14 protein-coding genes are annotated in these 17,288 nt (G+C 63.3%); 7 read left to right on the top strand and 7 right to left on the bottom strand.

All coding sequences use genetic code 11. The annotated features are described in order from the left end of the window. Window positions 1-8 precede the first annotated feature (8 nt). Window positions 9-566 (bottom strand): TetR/AcrR family transcriptional regulator, encoded by a 558-nt coding sequence (locus GGI60_RS07225; RefSeq protein ID WP_183914679.1) that lies wholly within the window; start codon window positions 564-566, stop codon window positions 9-11. A gap of 131 nt (window positions 567-697) precedes the next feature. Between GGI60_RS07225 and GGI60_RS07220 the strand changes: the two genes are divergently transcribed. Then, window positions 698-1,900, top strand: coding sequence for an MFS transporter (locus GGI60_RS07220; protein ID WP_183914404.1), 1,203 nt, complete (start codon window positions 698-700; stop codon window positions 1,898-1,900). A gap of 15 nt (window positions 1,901-1,915) precedes the next feature. Here the strand turns inward: GGI60_RS07220 and GGI60_RS07215 are convergent, their stop codons facing one another. After that, on the bottom strand, window positions 1,916-2,359 hold the full coding sequence (locus GGI60_RS07215; protein WP_183914402.1) for a YybH family protein: 444 nt from the start codon (window positions 2,357-2,359) through the stop codon (window positions 1,916-1,918). A 107-nt stretch (window positions 2,360-2,466) separates the two neighbouring features. Then, window positions 2,467-2,871, bottom strand: coding sequence for a GFA family protein (locus tag GGI60_RS07210; protein WP_183914400.1), 405 nt, complete (start codon window positions 2,869-2,871; stop codon window positions 2,467-2,469). Between the two features lie 58 nt (window positions 2,872-2,929). On the opposite strand from GGI60_RS07210, the gene GGI60_RS07205 reads away from it, so the two are divergent. Further along, the gene (locus GGI60_RS07205) at window positions 2,930-3,430 is read left to right on the top strand and encodes a MarR family winged helix-turn-helix transcriptional regulator (protein ID WP_183914398.1); all 501 of its coding nucleotides are present in this window, start codon (window positions 2,930-2,932) and stop codon (window positions 3,428-3,430) included. Between the two features lie 279 nt (window positions 3,431-3,709). On the opposite strand, the gene GGI60_RS07200 is transcribed toward GGI60_RS07205, so the two are convergent. The 4 genes from GGI60_RS07200 to GGI60_RS07185 all read right to left on the bottom strand — a co-directional run bounded on the left by GGI60_RS07200 (window position 3,710) and on the right by GGI60_RS07185 (window position 9,643). Continuing rightward, complete coding sequence (locus GGI60_RS07200) at window positions 3,710-3,919, bottom strand: cold-shock protein (RefSeq protein ID WP_011423929.1); 210 nt, start codon at window positions 3,917-3,919, stop codon at window positions 3,710-3,712. A 331-nt stretch (window positions 3,920-4,250) separates the two neighbouring features. Then, the gene (locus tag GGI60_RS07195; protein WP_183914396.1) at window positions 4,251-6,467 is read right to left on the bottom strand and encodes a 3-hydroxyacyl-CoA dehydrogenase NAD-binding domain-containing protein; all 2,217 of its coding nucleotides are present in this window, start codon (window positions 6,465-6,467) and stop codon (window positions 4,251-4,253) included. Window positions 6,468-6,538: 71 nt separating this feature from the next. Next, window positions 6,539-7,747, bottom strand: a complete 1,209-nt coding sequence (locus GGI60_RS07190) for an acetyl-CoA C-acetyltransferase (protein ID WP_183914395.1) — start codon at window positions 7,745-7,747, stop codon at window positions 6,539-6,541. A gap of 99 nt (window positions 7,748-7,846) precedes the next feature. Further along, complete coding sequence (locus tag GGI60_RS07185; protein WP_183914384.1) at window positions 7,847-9,643, bottom strand: acyl-CoA dehydrogenase C-terminal domain-containing protein; 1,797 nt, start codon at window positions 9,641-9,643, stop codon at window positions 7,847-7,849. A 273-nt stretch (window positions 9,644-9,916) separates the two neighbouring features. Here GGI60_RS07185 and GGI60_RS07180 point away from each other — a divergent pair, with 273 nt between their 5' ends. The 5 genes from GGI60_RS07180 (at window position 9,917) to GGI60_RS07160 (ending at window position 17,199) form a co-directional block, all read left to right on the top strand. Next, window positions 9,917-10,606: a DNA-3-methyladenine glycosylase I gene (locus GGI60_RS07180; protein ID WP_183914382.1), complete on the top strand. Its 690-nt coding sequence runs from the start codon at window positions 9,917-9,919 to the stop codon at window positions 10,604-10,606. Between the two features lie 113 nt (window positions 10,607-10,719). Next, on the top strand, window positions 10,720-11,085 hold the full coding sequence (locus tag GGI60_RS07175) for a VOC family protein (protein ID WP_183914380.1): 366 nt from the start codon (window positions 10,720-10,722) through the stop codon (window positions 11,083-11,085). A gap of 317 nt (window positions 11,086-11,402) precedes the next feature. Further along, window positions 11,403-15,146: an SEL1-like repeat protein gene (locus GGI60_RS07170; RefSeq protein ID WP_183914378.1), complete on the top strand. Its 3,744-nt coding sequence runs from the start codon at window positions 11,403-11,405 to the stop codon at window positions 15,144-15,146. A 329-nt stretch (window positions 15,147-15,475) separates the two neighbouring features. Next, window positions 15,476-16,399: a sulfite exporter TauE/SafE family protein gene (locus GGI60_RS07165; protein ID WP_183914377.1), complete on the top strand. Its 924-nt coding sequence runs from the start codon at window positions 15,476-15,478 to the stop codon at window positions 16,397-16,399. Continuing rightward, window positions 16,399-17,199 (top strand): TIGR02186 family protein, encoded by an 801-nt coding sequence (locus GGI60_RS07160; protein ID WP_183914375.1) that lies wholly within the window; start codon window positions 16,399-16,401, stop codon window positions 17,197-17,199. The genes GGI60_RS07165 and GGI60_RS07160 overlap by 1 nt, the downstream gene beginning before the upstream one ends. The last annotated feature ends 89 nt before the right edge of the window (window positions 17,200-17,288 follow it).

Below are 17,288 nucleotides of genomic sequence, written 5' to 3'. Positions count from 1 at the left end.
AAGGCCATTTAGTCGCTCGCGCGCACGACACGTGAAACCAGATCGCGCACATACGCGGTATCCGGCACGTCGGCGAACAGGATTCGGTACATGATTGGCGCCACCACCTGATCCATGACACTGTCGACGTCGGGGAAAATTTCGCCACGACGTTTTGCCCTCTCGGCGATGACGACGATCTGCTGACGCGTATAGTCCGCGCATTTGCAGGCATTAACCCCTGCCTGCGCCGCCAACACGTCGCGGATCATCTCGCGGCCCGGCCCCGAGGCCATTTCCTCGGCATATTGCTCGGCCCAGGCTTCAAGATCGGCTTTGCCGCTGCCGGCATCGACCGGCGGCATATCCGGCCGCAGCCGCTCGACGGCGACATCGGCAAGCAGCTCCTGCAGATCGCCCCAGCGGCGATAGATGGTCGAGGGCGTCACACCCGCCCTGGCGGCGATCGACGGGATGGTCACCTCGGCGCGGTTCATCTCGGCCAGCAGTTCGCGGACCGCTGTGTGCACCGAGGCCTGAACCCGGGCGCTTCTGCCGCCCGGCCGGAGATTTTCTTTCACTGCCATCCCTACGCCCGACTCCCGACGCTTATGGTTCAAAATCTTTGACAGACCCATAAACGCAAATAATTTGCCTTTACGATCCATCGGCCCTACATGAAGCTAACGCAACGGCTTAGCTTTAAGAGGGCTTATATATGGTCGCAGCAGCCAAATCCACAGAGAATGCGCCGCGTCCCTCAGTCGGCTTTCATGCGCTGACGCTCGCCACTTTTTTCGGCGCCTCGGCGGCGCCGACGCCGCTCTATCGGATCTATCAGGAGAACTTCGCACTCTCGCCGGTGCTGATCACGGTCGTCTTTGCCGTCTACGCCTTCGCGCTGCTGGCTGCGCTGTTGATTGCCGGTTCGATCTCCGACCATCTCGGCCGCAAGCCGGTGATCTTTTTGGCCCTGGTGCTGGAAATCGCAGCGATGGGCCTCTTCGTCGTCGCCAGCGGCCCCGGCTGGCTGATCGCAGCGCGGATCGTGCAGGGGATTGCGACCGGGATTGCCGGCGCCTCGCTCGGCGCCGCTCTCGTCGATGTCGACCGGGCCAAGGGGCAGATCGTCAATTCGATCGCACCGCTTTGCGGCATGGCGGTCGGCGCGGTCGGCACCAGCGCGCTGATCCAATATGGCCCTTTCCCGATGCATCTCGTTTATGCGCTGCTGGTTTTTGCCTTCACGCTGTTGGCAGCCGCCATCTGGCTGACCCGCGAGACCGGCGGCAGGCGGCCGGGCGCCCTCGGCTCGTTGATCCCCAGGGTCGCAGTTCCCCCGCAGGTCAAACAGCCGCTCTCGCTGGTGACACCGATCAATATCGCTAACTGGACACTCGCCGGCTTCTATCTTTCGCTGGTGCCGTCGCTGGTCGCCAGCACGACCGGCAGCCGCGCGCCGCTGACGGGCGGGGCTGTCGTGACCGCGCTGATGGTGAGCGGCGCGATCGCCGTCTATCTCAGGCGCAGCAAGACGGCATCGGCCAATCTCGGTTTCGGCGTGTCGGCCAAGACGCTCGGCATCCTGACTGTTGTCGCCGGCGTGCATCTTGCCAATGTACCGCTGCTGCTGATCGGCACTGTCTTCACCGGCGCCGGTTTCGGCACCAATTTCCTCGGCGCGATCGGCACCATCATGCCGCTCGCCAAAGCGGACGAGCGCGCCGGCCTGCTTGCCGCCTTCTACGTCCAGAGCTATCTCGCCTTCAGCCTGCCGGCGATCCTTGCCGGCTTCCTGGCGAAATCGGCCGGCTATGGCCTGACGACCGATATCTATGCGACCGGGATCCTGCTGTTGATGGGCGTCGGGATCATGGGAGTGCGCGCCGGCCGTCGGAAGACGGCGGAGAACCCTGCCTGACATCCGAGGTTCACCTCACGGCTCGAGGTCGAGCAATGCGCGGCCGCTGCCATCCATGGCGAAGGGCACGGAGGCGTGCTGGTGAGCGACGATCCAACGTCCGTCTTGCTTGACGAGGCCGAGGGTCTGGCGGAACCAGAGGTCGACCTCGGTGCCGTCGGTCTTGGTCCCGGTCATGCGCAGGAGACCGCTCCAGAAGGCGACATCGCCGCCCACCGTCAATTTGGCATCGCGCACTTCGCCGCCGATCGGACCTTCCCACGTGTCGAACCACGCCTGCAGGCCCGCCTCGTTCTTGCCGGTGGAGACGAGTGGCGGCGCCAGCGAAAATTCGACGGAATCCTCAGCCTCATAGGAAAGCACCTCCGCGGCGTTCTTTTCGCCGAGCGCCTTTGCCCGCATCATCAGCATGGCGATGATCGCCTCTTCCTCGATCCTGACTTTCGCTTCGTCTTTCACAGTCGCTCTCCTTTTCCGTTATGGACAGAGGACGAACGGGAGTGCGACGATCCGACAAGCGTGCATTCTGCTCGCGCAATTGCGGAGGCAAAACCGTTGGAATTGCTTCAGAGATAACTCGTCACCGCCGGCTCGTTCCACCAGGCGTCGTGCCTGCCGTCGGAATAACGGACGGGCAAGGCCGCCAGTTCCTCAGGGGTGATATCGTCGAGGCAGGCGATGTTGATCGAGACATAGGCCCCTCCGATCGCCTCGACATAGCCGTCGCCGAAGGCGGGCACCCCGCAGGTGCGGCAGAATCGGTGATGGCCGCTCATCGTGTTGAACTGGTAGTCTGACATCTGCGCCTCGTCGCACATCAGCCGGAAATCCTCCGGCTTGACGTTGGCGCCCCAATAGCGCCGTTTGGAACAGATCGAGCAATTGCAGCGGCCGGTGCCTGCTTCGAGGTCGATATCCACCTCGTAGTGCACTTTGCCGCAATGGCAGCTTCCCCTGTAAGTCTTCTTCATGGTGCGCTCCTCCTTCGGCGTTGCGTCGGTCATCGGCATATGACAATATATTGTCACTATGGACGAAATACAGAATCGACAACATGTTGTCAAACAGAATCGACCGGAGCGAACGATGGAAGGGGATGCCTTTTCCGCTTTCGCGATCACGGCCCTTCGTCTCGCCGGCCATCTGACGGCGGCCGGCGACCGGCTGGCAAAGCCCGCGGGACAGACGAGCGCGCGCTGGCAGGTGCTGGCGGCCGCAAGGCGCGGCGACCTGTCGGTGGCGCAGATCGCCCGCGCGCTCGGCCTCGCCCGCCAGGGCGTCCAGCGGCTTGCCGACGTCCTGGAGAGCGAAGGGCTGATCGCCTATGCCGACAATCCGCAGCACCAGCGTGCGAAGCTGGTGCGGCTGACGACGGAAGGGGCGGCGCGGCTGGGGGTGATCGAGGCGGCGCAGGCCGGATGGGCGGATGGACTCGGCGCGGTGTTTACGTCGGCTGAGCTCGATGCGGCGCGGGCGGTGATGGCGCGGGTGATGGAGATGCTGGAGGGTGGTGAGGCGACCGGCGGCTGATTCCCTGTCTTGCGCGCCCTGTTGTCGGCAATGACGACTTCAGTTGATGGCACGAAAAATTCTTTAAAGTCGTGCCGTGAGCGCGCCCCTCTGCCCTGCCGGGCAGAGGGGCGCGGCGGCACAACGCAAAGATTTTTGTCGCTTTTGCCCGCGAGCACAGCAACAACCGGCCAGAAACGCAAAAAGGCCGGGCTAACCCGACCTTCCCTGCCATCTCAACGAACCGTGCCAGTACATCCGTGGTCACGGTCCGGAGATGATATTCAAAGCCTTGAAGGCTCAAGCCGCCTGGAGGCGGTCTGCCGACATCTTGCCGGACTTGTTGTCGCGGACGAGATCGTAGGACAGCTTCTGGCCGTCCTTGAGATCGCGCATTCCGGCGCGCTCGACGGCGGAGATGTGGACGAAAACGTCGGCTGCGCCGTCATCCGGCTGAATGAAGCCGAAGCCCTTGGTTGCGTTGAACCACTTAACGGTACCTGTGTTCATGACGATATCCTTTTCGAATCGCTCATAGAAGATTGCAGCCCGGGCAAAGCCCAAGCGGCGATGAAAACCGATTTTGGAGGAAGGTCGCCAGGAACGACGCGAGCGCCGTTTCAAAGTTCATCTAGCAAGATCGATGCGGAGACATGTAATTGCAAATTGTGTTCACGGCAAGGCGTCAATCAAGAAAATGTGTGTCGGGACGGCAAGAACGGAATCGAACGATTCATTGACGTGCCTGCCGTGGCCGCCTCCTCTGCCCTGCCGGGCAGGGGGGCGGCCACGGCACAACGGTAAAGATCGTTCCCCTCAAAACGAAGAGCGAGAAACAGCCCTACGCCGCCGCCCCCATCTTCGCATAGGGATCGAACCGCCCGTAGAACGTCTCGCCCCTGGCGGCCATGTCCTTCAACAGCGGCGTCGGCTTGAAGTGGCTGCCGTAAGCCCCGGCTAACTTTTCCGCCAACTCCACAAAAGCCTTCACGCCCATGCCGTCGATATAGCTCAGCGCCCCGCCGGTATAGGGCGCGAAGCCGAAGCCGAGGATCGAGCCGACGTCGGCTTCGCGCGGATCGGTAACGATGCCCTCTTCGACGGTGCGGGCGGCTTCGAGCGCGATGGTGACGAGGAAGCGCTGCTTCAGCGCCGCGACATCGACCTCATCCGCCTTCTTCTGCGGATAGAAGTCCTTGAGCTCCGGCCAGAGTGACTTCTTCGCCGGTTTCGGCGGGTAGTCGTAGAAGCCCTTGGAGTTCTTGCGGCCGAAGCGGCCCTCCTTTTCCACCATGCGCGAGATCAGCTCCATGTGCCTGGGGTCGATCGCCTTCTCGCCGAGATCGGCAACGGTGGCCTTGAGGATCTTCAGCGACAGGTCGATCGCGACTTCGTCATTCAGCGCCAGCGGGCCGACAGGCATGCCGGCCATCTTGGCGGCATTCTCGATCATTGCAGCCGGCACGCCCTCGATCAGCATGTCGTAGCTTTCCGACATGTAGCGCAGCACGCAGCGATTGACGAAGAAACCGCGGGTGTCGTTGACGACGATCGGCGTCTTCTTGATGGCGGCGACATAATCGAGCGCGACGGCGAGCGCCTTGTCGCCGGTCTCCTTGCCGAGGATGACCTCGGTCAGCATCATCTTTTCGACGGGTGAGAAGAAGTGGATGCCGATAAAATCGGCCGGACGCTTCGAGTTCTTCGCAAGGCCCGTGATCGGCAGAGTCGAGGTATTGGAGGCGAAGATCGCCCCTTCCGGCAACACGGCTTCAACCGCCTCGATGACCGATTTTTTCACTTCGCGATCTTCAAACACCGCCTCGATGACGAGATCGGCGGTGGCGAGACCGGCATAGTCGGCGGACGGCGTGATGCGGGCAAGAAGGGCTGCGGCCTCGTCCTGCGTGAACCGCCCCTTACCGACGGAATCCTTGACGAGGCCTTCGCAGACGGCCTTGCCCTTGGCGGCGGCTTCCATGTCGCGGTCGATCAGCGTCACCGGGAGACCGGCAGCGGCCGTGACATAGGCAATTGAGGCGCCCATGAAGCCGGCCCCGACGACACCCACATGCTTGAGTTCGGACTTGGGGATGCCGGCGGGGCGGCGGGCGCCTTTGCCGAGTTCCTGCATCGAGATGAACAGCGAGCGGATCATCGAGAAGGCTTCGCGGGTCTGCAGCACCTCGGTGAAATAACGTTGTTCGATCTTCAAGCCGGTGTCGAACGGCACCTGCAGGCCTTCATAGACGCATTTCAGGATGGCGAGCGCGGCGGGATAATTGCCGGAGGTTTCACGGCGCAGGATTGCCGGTGCGGCGGGCCAGAGCTGGGCCGAGGCCGGCGTCCAGATGCCGCCGCCCGGCAGCTTGAAGCCTTTCTCGTCCCAGGGGGCGACCGGCTTCAGGCCGTCCTTGATCATCTGTTTGGCGGCGGGGATCAACTGATCCGGCTCGACCACCTGATGAACGAGGTTCATCGCCTTGGCGCGGGAGCCGGTCAGCGACTGGCCGGTCGTCATCATCTGCAGCGCATCCTGGGCATTGGCGAGCCGCGGCACGCGCTGGGTGCCGCCGGCGCCGGGGAAGATGCCGACCTTGACCTCGGGCAGCGCGATCTTGACGCTCTTGGCATTGGAGGCGACACGGCCGTGGCAGGCGAGCGACAGTTCGAAAGCGCCGCCCATGCAGGTGCCGTTGATGGCGGATACCCAGGGCTTGCCCGAGGTTTCGAGCTTGCGGAACAGGCCGGACATACGACCGACAAGACCGAAAAGCGTTTGAACGGCCGTTTCCGGGCTTTTTGCCTTATCCTCCTGATAGGAGCTGAACATCGACTTGATCATCGAAAGATCGGCGCCGCCGGAGAAGGAGGATTTGCCGGAGGTAAAGACGACGCCCTTGACGGCGGTGTCAGCCGTGGTTGCGTCGATGATGGCGTTCAGCTCTTCCATCACCTCGGCGGTGAAAACGTTCATCGATTTGCCGGGCATGTCCCAGGTGACGAGAGCGATGTCATCGGCGTCGGTTTCGACGGTGAAGTTCGTGTAATTGCTCATCTTGGGAATTCCTCTCCCTGAATTCTCTTGCGGTGAAGCTCTCCCCTGGGGGGGGGAGGGTTCAGATCCGATCAAACGCGTTCGATAACCGTGGCCGTGCCCATGCCAGCGCCGATGCAGAGCGTCACCAGCGCGGTATTGAGGTCGCGGCGTTCGAGTTCGTCGAGCACCGTGCCGAGGATCATCGCGCCGGTGGCGCCGAGCGGGTGGCCCATGGCGATAGCGCCGCCGTTGACGTTGATCTTGGCGTGATCGATGTCGAAGGCCTGCATGTAGCGCAACACCACGGCGGCGAAGGCCTCGTTCAGCTCGAAGAGGTCGATATCGGCAAGGCTCATGCCTGTGCGCTTCAACAGCTTCTCGGTGACATCGACCGGGCCGGTCAGCATCAGAGCCGGATCGGATCCGATATTGGCGAAGGCCTTGATGCGGGCGCGCGGCTTGATACCCATGCTCTCGCCACCCGCCTTCGAGCCGAGCAGCACGACGCCTGCGCCATCGACGATGCCGGAAGAATTGCCGGCGTGATGGACATAGTTGATGCGCTCGATCTCAGGATGCGCCTGGATGCCGACGGCCTCGAAACCGCCCATCTCGCCGGGCATCTGGAAGGACGGATTGAGGGAAGCGAGCGCCTGCATATCGGTGCCCGGGCGCATGTGCTCATCCTTGTCGAGGATCGTCAGGCCGTTCTGATCCTTGACCGGGACGACCGACTTGTCGAACCAACCCTGCTGCCAGGCATGTCCAGCGCGCCTCTGGCTCTCGACGGCGTAGGCGTCGACATCGGTCCTGCTGAAACCGTATTTGGTGGCGATGAGATCGGCCGAGACACCCTGCGGCATGAAATAGGCCGGAAAGTTCACCGACGGGTCCATGAACCAGGCGCCGCCCGACATGCCGAGGCCGACGCGCGACATGCTTTCGACACCGCCCGCGATGACGATATCGTCGGCTCCCTGGGCGATCTTGCCGGCGCCGAAATTGACGGCATCGAGGCCCGAGGCGCAGAAGCGGGAGATCTGCATGCCGGGCGCCCTGGTGGAATATCCGGCTTCGAAGGCGGCGGCCTTGGGGATGACGGCGCCGGCATCCATGACCGGATCGACGCAGCCCATGATGATGTCGTCGACGGTGGTGGTGTCGAGCCCGTTGCGGTCGCGGATCGCTTCCAGCGTTTTGGCCGCAAGGCGGACGGACGGCACTTCATGCAGGGCGCCGTCTTTCTTGCCGCGGCCGCGCGGCGTGCGGACGTGATCGTAAATGAAAACCTCGGTCATTGTCTCGTCTCCCTGGCGGCAATCTATCTGCCTCGAATTTTGAAAGGAGGAGAAAATGCCCCTCCCCAGCCCTCCCCACAAGGGAGAGGGAGAAATGGCTCAAAATGCTTCCGCGGCCAGTTCCATCATCGTATCGGCGCCGGCTTCAATGCGGGCCTTGCGCAGCGCGGTTTCCGGCATGATGCGCTCCATGAAGAATTTCGCCGTGATCAGCTTATTCCTGAAGAAATCCTCACGGGCTCCGTCGCCGGATGCAAGGCCGTCCTCCGCGGCTTTCGCCATCTTCGCCCACATATAGCCGAGGACGACGAGGCCGAAGAGATGCATATAGTCGGTCGAGCCGGCGCCGGCATTGTCGGGCTTGGCCATGGCGTTCTGCATGAACCACATGGTCGCGCCCTGGACGTCGTTCAAGCCCTTCTTCAGATGCTTGGTGAAGAAGGAAAGTTTTTCGTCGCCGCGGTTTTCCTCGCAGAAATCGCCGATCTCCTTGAAGAGGGCCATGGCGGCGCGGCCGCCGTTCAAGGCGAGCTTGCGGCCAACCAGGTCGAGCGCCTGAATGCCATTGGCGCCCTCATAGATCATGGCGATGCGGGCATCGCGCACATACTGGCTCATGCCGTGTTCTTCGATATAGCCGTGGCCGCCGAAGACCTGCTGGGCCATGACGGCATGGTCGAAGCCCTTGTCGGTCATCACGCCCTTGAGGATGGGGGTGACGAGGCCGAGAATGTCGTCGGCCGTCTGGCGCTCCTTCTCGTCGGTGGCGCGGTGGGCGATATCGGATTTCAGCGCGGTCCACAGCAGGAAGGCGCGGCCGGCTTCGTTGAAGGCGCGGATGGTCATGAGCGTCCGGCGGATATCCGGATGGACGATGATCGGATCGGCCTTCTTGTCCGGCGCCTTGACGCCGGACAGCGAGCGGCCCTGGATGCGGTCGCGGGCATAGGCGGCGGCGTTCTGATAGGCGATCTCGGAAATGGCGATGCCCTGCAAGCCGACCATCAGCCGAGCCTCGTTCATCATCACGAACATGGCATTGAGGCCGCGGTTTTCGGCGCCGATCAGGAAGCCGGTCGCTTCGTCATAGTTCATCACGCAGGTAGCGTTGCCGTGAATGCCCATCTTGTGTTCGATCGCGCCGCAGGAAACGGCATTGCGGGCGCCGGACGCGCCGTCCTTGCCGACCAGGAATTTCGGAACGATGAACAGCGAGATGCCCTTGGTGCCCTCGGGCGCGCCTTCGATGCGGGCGAGCACCAGGTGGACGATATTGTCGGTCAGGTCGTGTTCGCCGGCGGAGATGAAGATCTTCTGGCCTGATATTTTGTAGCTGCCGTCAGACTGCGGCACCGCCTTGGTGCGCAGCATGCCGAGATCGGTGCCGCAATGCGGCTCGGTCAGGTTCATGGTGCCCGACCAGGAGCCGTCGACCATCTTCGGCAGGTAAGTGTCCTTCTGCTCCTGCGTGCCATGGACGAGGATCGCGGCGATCGCGCCTTGCGTCAGGCCCGGATACATCATCAGCGACATGTTGGCGGCAGAAGTATATTCGCCGACGGCGCAATGCAGCGTATAGGGTAGCCCCTGCCCGCCGAATTCCCCCGGCACCGCGAGACCGATCCAGCCGCCTTCGCGATAGGCCTTGTAGGCCTCCCTGAAGCCCTTGGGGGTCGTGACGCTGGCATCGTCGTGGCGGTGGCAGCCTTCCTGATCGCCGGAATAATTCACCGGAAAGAGCGCCTCCTCGGCAACTTTTCCGGCCTCGCCGAGAATTGCCTCGATCATGTCAGGCGTCGCATCGGCAAAACCCGGCAGATTGTTGTAGCGTTCGAGGCCCAGCACGTCGTTCAGGACGAAGAGCGTATCGTTCACCGGGGCCTTGTAGACTGGCATTTCGCGAATTCCTCCATTCGACTGACCGGGTCGCACCGGCCTCGGGCACTGTCTTACAAAATATTGACGTTTGCGTAAACGTCAAATTCTGCAGCTTCGCCATCTTTCTCGAAAAAATTCGCCGACGGCAAATCTGCGGACGATCAAATCCCCGAAGGCACGAGACGTCATCTCCCCTTCCTTGTCCATCGTGGAACGGGGTATAAGTGCCAGCGTCTTTCGATCCGTAAAATTTGGGCCGCAGTTCGGGAATGCCAAAGGAGGGGCGCCAGGATGATCAGTTTCGAGGCGATAAGGCAGCGTGCGGAACAGCGGAAAGGCGGCGCGGCCGCCCTGCAGGCCTTGTTGGAAAAGCATCGGCCGGATCACGAGAGGCTGCGCGCCATGCCCGACGACCGCATTCTTGCCGACATGACCCGGCGCATCTTCTACAGCGGCTTCGTCCAGAAGGTGATCGATGCGAAGTGGCCGGCTTTCGAAGCGGCGTTCTCCGGTTTCGATCCGGCAATGCTGAATATCGCGCCCGACGATTATTGGCATGAGCTGACCTCGGACGAGCGGATCATCCGCAACGGCGCGAAGATCAAGTCGGTTCGCGCCAATGCCGCTTTCGTCAGGGAGCTGACGAGGGAATATGGCAGCGCCGGCGTCTTCTTCGCCGATTGGCCGCGGGAAGATCAGATCGGCCTCCTCGACCTGTTGAGCAAACGCGGCAGCCGGCTCGGCGGCATGACCGGACAATATTTCCTGCGGGGCATCGGCCGCGACAGCTTCGTTGCGACGATGGATGTGCTTGCCTGCCTCAGATCGGCCGGCGTGCCGCTGTCTGCCTCCGGCACGGCGAAGAAGGACCAGCCGCTGATCCAGAAGGCCTTCAACGACTGGGCGGAGGAGACCGGCCTTTCCTTCATCCATCTGTCGCGCATCAGCGCCTATTCGATCGATGCGGGAGGGCCGCATTGAAATTGCGGCTCCGCTTCCTTCCGGTCCGAGAGGGAGAACCTGCGGCGAAACAACTTCCGCGGCGGAGATGAACAGGATAGGTTCGTATCGTCGGAGCTGGCAGGGAGGAACTGATGCCGCGCCTGGACCATGTCACGATCGATACCCGCGATGCGCCTGCCATGATCGGTTTCCTGCAAGCCATTCTCGGCGTCAGGGAAGGCTATCGACCGCCCTTCCCCTCGCCCGGCCATTGGCTCTATCTGGACGACCGCCCGGTCATTCATCTCAGCCTGACATCGCGCAGCACCGACTTTCCACCGGGCATCTTCAATCATGTCGCCTTCAGTCTTTACGAATTCACCCCGGCGCTGGAGCGCATCAAGGCGAGCGGCTATCGCTATGAATATTACGATATTCCCGACACCGACCTCGGCCAGGTCTTCGTTTACGGTCCCGAGGGCGTGAAGATCGAACTGCAATATCCGCGGCCGGCCTGACGCGCCGTCGGGCGGGATGAGCGGCAATTACCGCCAAAATGGTGTTTGAGACACAAACGTTAAAAAATTCTCATCGATATTAACGGCTTGTTTACCACGTTTCGTGAAAGGTGCGGGTTGAGCAGTAGCGATCCGCATTCCTTTTCCCCGTCTCGCGTTTCTCAAGAATGCCGCTACATCGTTCAGCCTGAGGAAAGTCTAATTGACGATCTTCTTATGGATGGTGCGCTCCGGTCCGCGTGAAGACGCTGGCCACAGACGGAAAAGCCACGGATCGAGCTCTGACGAGAGGTCGAGCAGTCGAAGCGAGCAAGAAGATGAACGGATCGCGATCAAATCCTTCCCGGCAGTCCGACAGGACCTCGCTCGATGCGCTGAACCGCACGATTGAAGGGCTGGAGGCGCGCATCGAAGGCCTAATGGGCAGCGGGCGCGAACAGCGGCCGCGCACGGCAACGGCCGAGCGCGACGTTTACGCCGGCGCCAATTCGGCGCGCTCGGCAAGAGCGCCGATCGAGCCGCGGCCGGATCCGCTGGCTGAAATCCGCCAGCGCCAGCGCGCGCTGGAAGCCGGCCGCGAGCGGCCTTATGGGCGCGAGCCGGCCCCGCAGCTGCGCGAACCCGCGCCGCGCGCCGCTCAGCCGGCACCCGCCTTCCGCGCCGGCGACGATACGATGACGGAGATCGCCCAGGCGCTTGTCAACCTGCGCCAGGACCTGAAGCGCGACATTTCCGAAGGCGTTACCCGCGAAATGAACGCGCTGCGCACGGAACTGCGCGAGATCAAAACAAGTGCCGGAGACGGCCGCTTCGCCGACGACATCCGCGCCGACATGAACCGCCTCGCTCAGAGCATCACCCAGCTCACCGGACGCTCGGGCGGCGCGGAAGCGGCCGGCCTGCGTGAAGATTTCGAGGATCTGCGATCGCTGATGGACGGGCTGGCGCGCGAGGAATCGCTGCGTCACATGGAAACCCGCTGGGACGGCTTCGAAAACCGGCTTGCCGCACTCGATACCGAGGGGCTGCAGGAAGAGCTCGTTTCGCTGGCCTACCGGCTCGACGACATCAAGCGCCATATCGGCGGCATGGGCCAAAGCCCGGCGGTTCGCGCGCTGGAAGACAAGCTCATCGCCATCGCCACGGCGATGGAGCAGTTCGGCAATATGATCCAGCCGCATGACCGGATCATGGCCGAACAGTTCGCCGCCATGGACATGCGGCTCGACGAGATCAGCCGGGCGATCGCGGCCAGCGGACGTGCGGCCGCGAACAGCGATCCGACGCTGATGCAGCGGCTGGAAAGCCGGCTTTCGGCGCTCGCCGACCAGATCGACGTGATGAGCCATGATGCCGCCAGCCGGGCGACGCCGGCCGATGAACTGGCGATGCGGCTGGAGGCGCTGACGGAACGTGTCGAGGAGCTGACCAAGGCGGAAGCGACGTCGCGGCTCGACGAGCGGCTGGAACATCTTTCCTATCTGTTGGAGCGCACGCAGGCGACGGCCGCGCAGCCCGACCTCACCGGACCGCTGTCCGACATCTCCCGCAAGATCGACGCGCTCGAGAGCGGCGCCGTCAACGACGTGCTGGCGCAGCGGCTCGATTATCTCGCCCGGCGCATCGACGAAATGGCCTATCCGCAGCCGGCGGCCGCGGCGATCGACGACGGCGCCTTCCGGCGTCTCGAAGGACGGCTGAGCGACATCGCCGCCCGGCTGGAAGAGAGCACCGCAGCACCGCCGACCGATCCGCGGGCGCTGAAGAACCTCGAGGACCAAATCGCCAATCTTTCGGCGCTGATGAGCGAGCCGCGCGAAAGCGCTGCGATCCCCGCCGAGCTCGACCGGCGCATGGGCGCGATCGAAGATTATATGGCGACCAGCGACGAATATATCATCGAAGCGGCGCGTCAGGCGGCGGAAGCCGTCGTCGAGGCCTATTCGCGCAATGGCGGCCTGCACGGCGGCGTGGCGGCCGCCGACATGTCGGCGCTGACGGCGCTGGCCGAGGATCTGCGCCATCTCGAGGATATCAGCCGTGACAGCGAGGAGCGCACGCACAAGACTTTCAAGGCGCTGCATGAGACGCTGGTGCATATCGCCGACCGTCTCGACGGCATGGAAGAGCGCGGACGGCCGGTCGCCCCGATGCCGGTCGCCGACGTCGATTTCGATGTCGACCCTTACGCGCTGATGGTGGCCGAGGCCGCCCGGACGCCGGAAGCTGCCCCGACAGCGATGGCCCCTCCGGTCATCCGCCCGGCTGAGGTCGCAGCCGAACCTGCCACCCCTGTGCAGACCGCGGTTATGAGCGGGGCAAGCGCGATCGCCATCGAAGCGGCGACCAGAACGCCGGAGGCCGCGACGCCGGCGCCGGCAAAATCCAGTCTGTTCGCCAGCCTCGGCAAGCGGTTGCGGCCCGGCAAGAAAGCCGAGACGAAGACCGCCGAACGCGCGGTGATCGACCCCGCGCCGTCGATCGATCCTGCCGACGTGGTGCCGACGGATGCGGCGAACGAACTGCTTGAGCCGGGCTCGGGCGCGCCCGACGTCAAGAAAATCCTTGAACGGGTGCGCGCCAGCCAGAGTGCCGCACGCGGCAAACCTCCCGTCGAGACCGATCGCGCCGACTATATTGCCGCTGCGCGCCGGGCGGCGCAGGCAGCCGCGATGGAAGTGGACGCCAATCCGAAGCAGGCTGGCAAGGCCGAGAGGAAGGGCGCGACTGCCAAGGACCAGACGGGCAAAACCGGCAAGGTCAGCGCCTTTTCGCGCTACCGCCGGCCGATCCTGCTGGCGATCGGCGCCGTGCTGCTCGCCATCATGGCCTTTCCGCTGGCCCGGACGCTGACGAGCGGGGAATCCGCGCAGCAGCCGCCGGCGGAGGTCTCGGCGCTGACGGGAGCAACGGAAAACCCGCACCCGGCCCTGCCCGAAGCAACCTCTGCCCAGCCCAACACCGGCGCTGCGGAGGTGAACGCTCCCGCAACGACGGGCGCGCCCCCGGCTGCCGAACAGGCGCAGCCGGAAACAACCGCACCCGCCGCCGGCGATCATCTGACCGAGGCTGCCCCGCTTGACGGAGAAGGAGCTGCAACTTTTGCGCCCGCCGCTTCGTCCGGCCCAACGCAGGAAACATCGGGCTTCGTGCCGAATACGCCGGCCGCAGCGCCGCAGGCCGCCATCACCATTCCCGACACGGTGCAGCCGAAGTCGCTTGCCGATGCGGCGCAGGGCGGCGATGCGCTGGCGCTATTCGAGATCGGCGCGCGCTATTCGGACGGCCGCAACGGCATGGCCGTCGATCAGAAGCAGGCCGCAGGCTGGTACCAGATTTCCGCCGACAAGGGTTTTGCGCCGGCGCAGTACCGGCTCGGCAGCATGTATGAGAAGGGCAACGGCGTCGAACGCGACATCGCCAAGGCAAAGACCTTCTACGAACAGGCGGCAAACCAGGGTAATGCCAGCGCCATGCATAATCTCGCCGTGCTCTACGCCTCCGGTGCCCTCGGCCAGCAGGATTATGCGACCGCGGCCTCCTGGTTCACCAAGGCCGCCAATCTCGGCATCACCGACAGCCAGTTCAACCTGGCGATCCTCTGCGCGAGGGGCAACGGCGTTCCGGCGGACATCGAGGAATCCTACAAGTGGTTTGCGATCGCCGCCAAGGCCGGCGACAAGGATGCGGCGCAGAAGCGCGACGAAGTGGCCAACGCGATGAAGCCCGATCAGCTCGAGCGTGCCCGCGCCAAGGCCGATCTCTGGAAGCCGGAACCGCTCGACCACCGCGCCAACGGCATCGACATCCCCGACGAATGGGCGGGCACCGGCGCGAAGACGGCCTCCGTCGACATGAAGAAGGCGATCCGCAACATCCAGGCCATCCTCAACAATAACGGCTTCGATGCCGGCGTGCCGGACGGCGAAATGGGCGCAAAGACCGTGACCGCGATCAAAAACTTCCAGAAGTCGATCGGCCAGGAGCCGGACGGCAAGGTGACCGACGCGACGGTCAAGGCGCTGCTCGAGCGCAACAAGCAGGTGGCCAAGGCGATCTAGAACCGTTCCCGCCGGCTACGGACATGACCATGTCTTGTTTGCGCCAAGCCGGGCGCAAACCGCACGACTGTTTTGCTGGAATCGCGCTACAGAAGACCTGCGGCACCAAGACATTCGCCATTTTTTCCGCCGCCTGTCACGCAATCTGAAAAAAGCCGGATTATGCGGGACAGATCGCCTGGCGCATCCGTCGAATCGTCTGCTCTCGATCTCCATCGCTCCCGGGGCTGATCGAAAGCCTCTGGCAACGATTTCGCGGTAAGGTGCGCATTGGAACGGGGACGTGACGGAAACCGCCCGGCAGGGGCGGTCATCATTCGGGGTCGGTTGTGACAATCTATCTGCCCATCGCAGAATTGTCGGTGAACATTTTCATCATTCTCGGCATGGGGGCAGCCGTCGGATTCCTGTCAGGAATGTTCGGCGTGGGCGGCGGTTTTCTCATCACGCCGCTGCTGATTTTCTACAATATCCCCCCGGTCGTCGCGGTCGCGACCGGCGCCAACCAGGTTGTGGCCTCGTCGATTTCGGGCGCGATCACGCATTTCCGGCGCGGCACACTCGACGTCAAGCTCGGCACCGTGCTGCTGGTCGGCGGCCTCTCGGGCGCCACCGTCGGTATCTGGATCTTCTCGCTGCTGCGCGCCCTCGGGCAGCTCGATCTATTCATCTCGCTGCTTTACGTGATCTTCCTCGGCACGGTCGGCGGGCTGATGCTGCTCGAAAGCATCAACGCCATGCGGCGCGCCGCCCGCAATGAGCTGCCGGCGCCGCGCAAGCCCGGCCATCAGCACTGGGTGCACAAGCTGCCGCTCAAGGTGCGCTTCAAGAAATCGAAGATCTTTCTGAGCGTCATTCCGATCGTCGCACTCGGCTTTGCGATCGGCATCCTCACCTCGGTCATGGGTGTCGGCGGCGGCTTCATCATGGTGCCCGCGATGATCTACCTCCTGCGCATCCCGACCAATGTCGTCGTCGGAACCTCGCTTTATCAGATCATCTTCGTGACCGCCTATACGACGATCGTGCAGGCGGCGACGAACTTCTCCGTCGACATCGTGCTGGCCTTCATTCTGATGGTGGCGGGGGTCATCGGCGCCCAATACGGCGTTCGCGTCGGCCAGAAGCTGCGCGGCGAACAGCTGCGCGCCCTGCTCGGCCTGCTGGTTCTGGCCGTCGGCCTGCGTCTTGCGATCGCACTGGTGGTGACCCCGACCGATATCTATTCGGTGGTGATGGGGACTGGCAACTGATGCGCCTTTCTGCCGCCGTCCTCGCGTTTCTTTGCCTGCTGCCGGCCGCCGCCGGCGCACAATGGCTGCCTGGACAATCGACGGAAGCAGTGCGCGAAGGGCTTGAGATCGGCACCTCGACCAGCGAAATCGCCATTACCTCGGACTTCCACGGCGCCGATCTGACGATCTTCGGGGCGCTGTCGAACACCGATCAGCTGCTGCTCGCCATCGGCCAATATGACGTGGTCGTCGTATTGGAAGGCCCGCGCCAGGATGCGACGGTGCGCAAGAAGGAACGGGTCTTCGGCATCTGGGTGAATACGCGCTCGATGACCTTCGAGGCGGTGCCGCATTCCTATTCGATGTCGAGCTCGCGGATGATCGACGATCTGACGACGCCGCTCGAACTGACCGATCAGGGAATCGGCATCGATCACATTCCGCTGACGCCGGTCGGCTTCGTCGGCGACGGCAGCAATCTCGGCGAATTCCGCCAGGCTTTCCTGCGGCTGCAGCAGGGAGGCGCGCTTTACGACCGCAACACGAGTGGCGTGCGGTTCGTCGCATCGAACCTGTTCAAGGCCAGCTTGCGCCTGCCGGCAAATATTCCGAACGGGGTGCATACGGTGCGCGCCTATCTCTTCAAGAGCGGCAATCTCGTCACCGAGAAATCGCTGCCGCTGCGCGTCATCAAGACGGGCATCGAGCAGACGATCACCGATGCGGCGCATGACCAGCCGATCCTCTACGGCTGTGCAGCGGTGCTGCTCGCCGTCGTCACCGGCTGGGGAGCCAGCCTGATCTTCCGCAGGGACTGAGCTTCCGCAAGGCACCGTACTCTAGCGATTGTCTTGTTACAGCGGCCACCGGTCGAGCGCCGGCTTGCCTCAACGCACGTCATCCGCTC

It is taken from the genome of Rhizobium lentis (assembly GCF_014200175.1).
GTDB lineage: Bacteria > Pseudomonadota > Alphaproteobacteria > Rhizobiales > Rhizobiaceae > Rhizobium > Rhizobium mulingense.
The sequence above is the reverse complement of the archived record's forward strand: the minus strand, read 5'-3'. Positions and strand labels throughout refer to the sequence as shown.

Excerpts from the sequence above, each read along its gene's own strand:
- GGI60_RS07225 (WP_183914679.1), bottom strand. The coding sequence starts at position 566 with ATGGCAGTGAAAGAAAATCTCCGGCCGGGCGGCAGAAGCGCCCGGGTT.
- GGI60_RS07220 (WP_183914404.1), top strand. The coding sequence starts at position 698 with ATGGTCGCAGCAGCCAAATCCACAGAGAATGCGCCGCGTCCCTCAGTC.
- GGI60_RS07210 (WP_183914400.1), bottom strand. The coding sequence starts at position 2,871 with ATGAAGAAGACTTACAGGGGAAGCTGCCATTGCGGCAAAGTGCACTAC.
- GGI60_RS07205 (WP_183914398.1), top strand. The coding sequence starts at position 2,930 with ATGGACGAAATACAGAATCGACAACATGTTGTCAAACAGAATCGACCG.
- GGI60_RS07200 (WP_011423929.1), bottom strand. The coding sequence starts at position 3,919 with ATGAACACAGGTACCGTTAAGTGGTTCAACGCAACCAAGGGCTTCGGC.
- GGI60_RS07195 (WP_183914396.1), bottom strand. The coding sequence starts at position 6,467 with ATGAGCAATTACACGAACTTCACCGTCGAAACCGACGCCGATGACATC.
- GGI60_RS07190 (WP_183914395.1), bottom strand. The coding sequence starts at position 7,747 with ATGACCGAGGTTTTCATTTACGATCACGTCCGCACGCCGCGCGGCCGC.
- GGI60_RS07185 (WP_183914384.1), bottom strand. The coding sequence starts at position 9,643 with ATGCCAGTCTACAAGGCCCCGGTGAACGATACGCTCTTCGTCCTGAAC.
- GGI60_RS07180 (WP_183914382.1), top strand. The coding sequence starts at position 9,917 with ATGATCAGTTTCGAGGCGATAAGGCAGCGTGCGGAACAGCGGAAAGGC.
- GGI60_RS07175 (WP_183914380.1), top strand. The coding sequence starts at position 10,720 with ATGCCGCGCCTGGACCATGTCACGATCGATACCCGCGATGCGCCTGCC.
- GGI60_RS07170 (WP_183914378.1), top strand. The coding sequence starts at position 11,403 with ATGAACGGATCGCGATCAAATCCTTCCCGGCAGTCCGACAGGACCTCG.
- GGI60_RS07160 (WP_183914375.1), top strand. The coding sequence starts at position 16,399 with ATGCGCCTTTCTGCCGCCGTCCTCGCGTTTCTTTGCCTGCTGCCGGCC.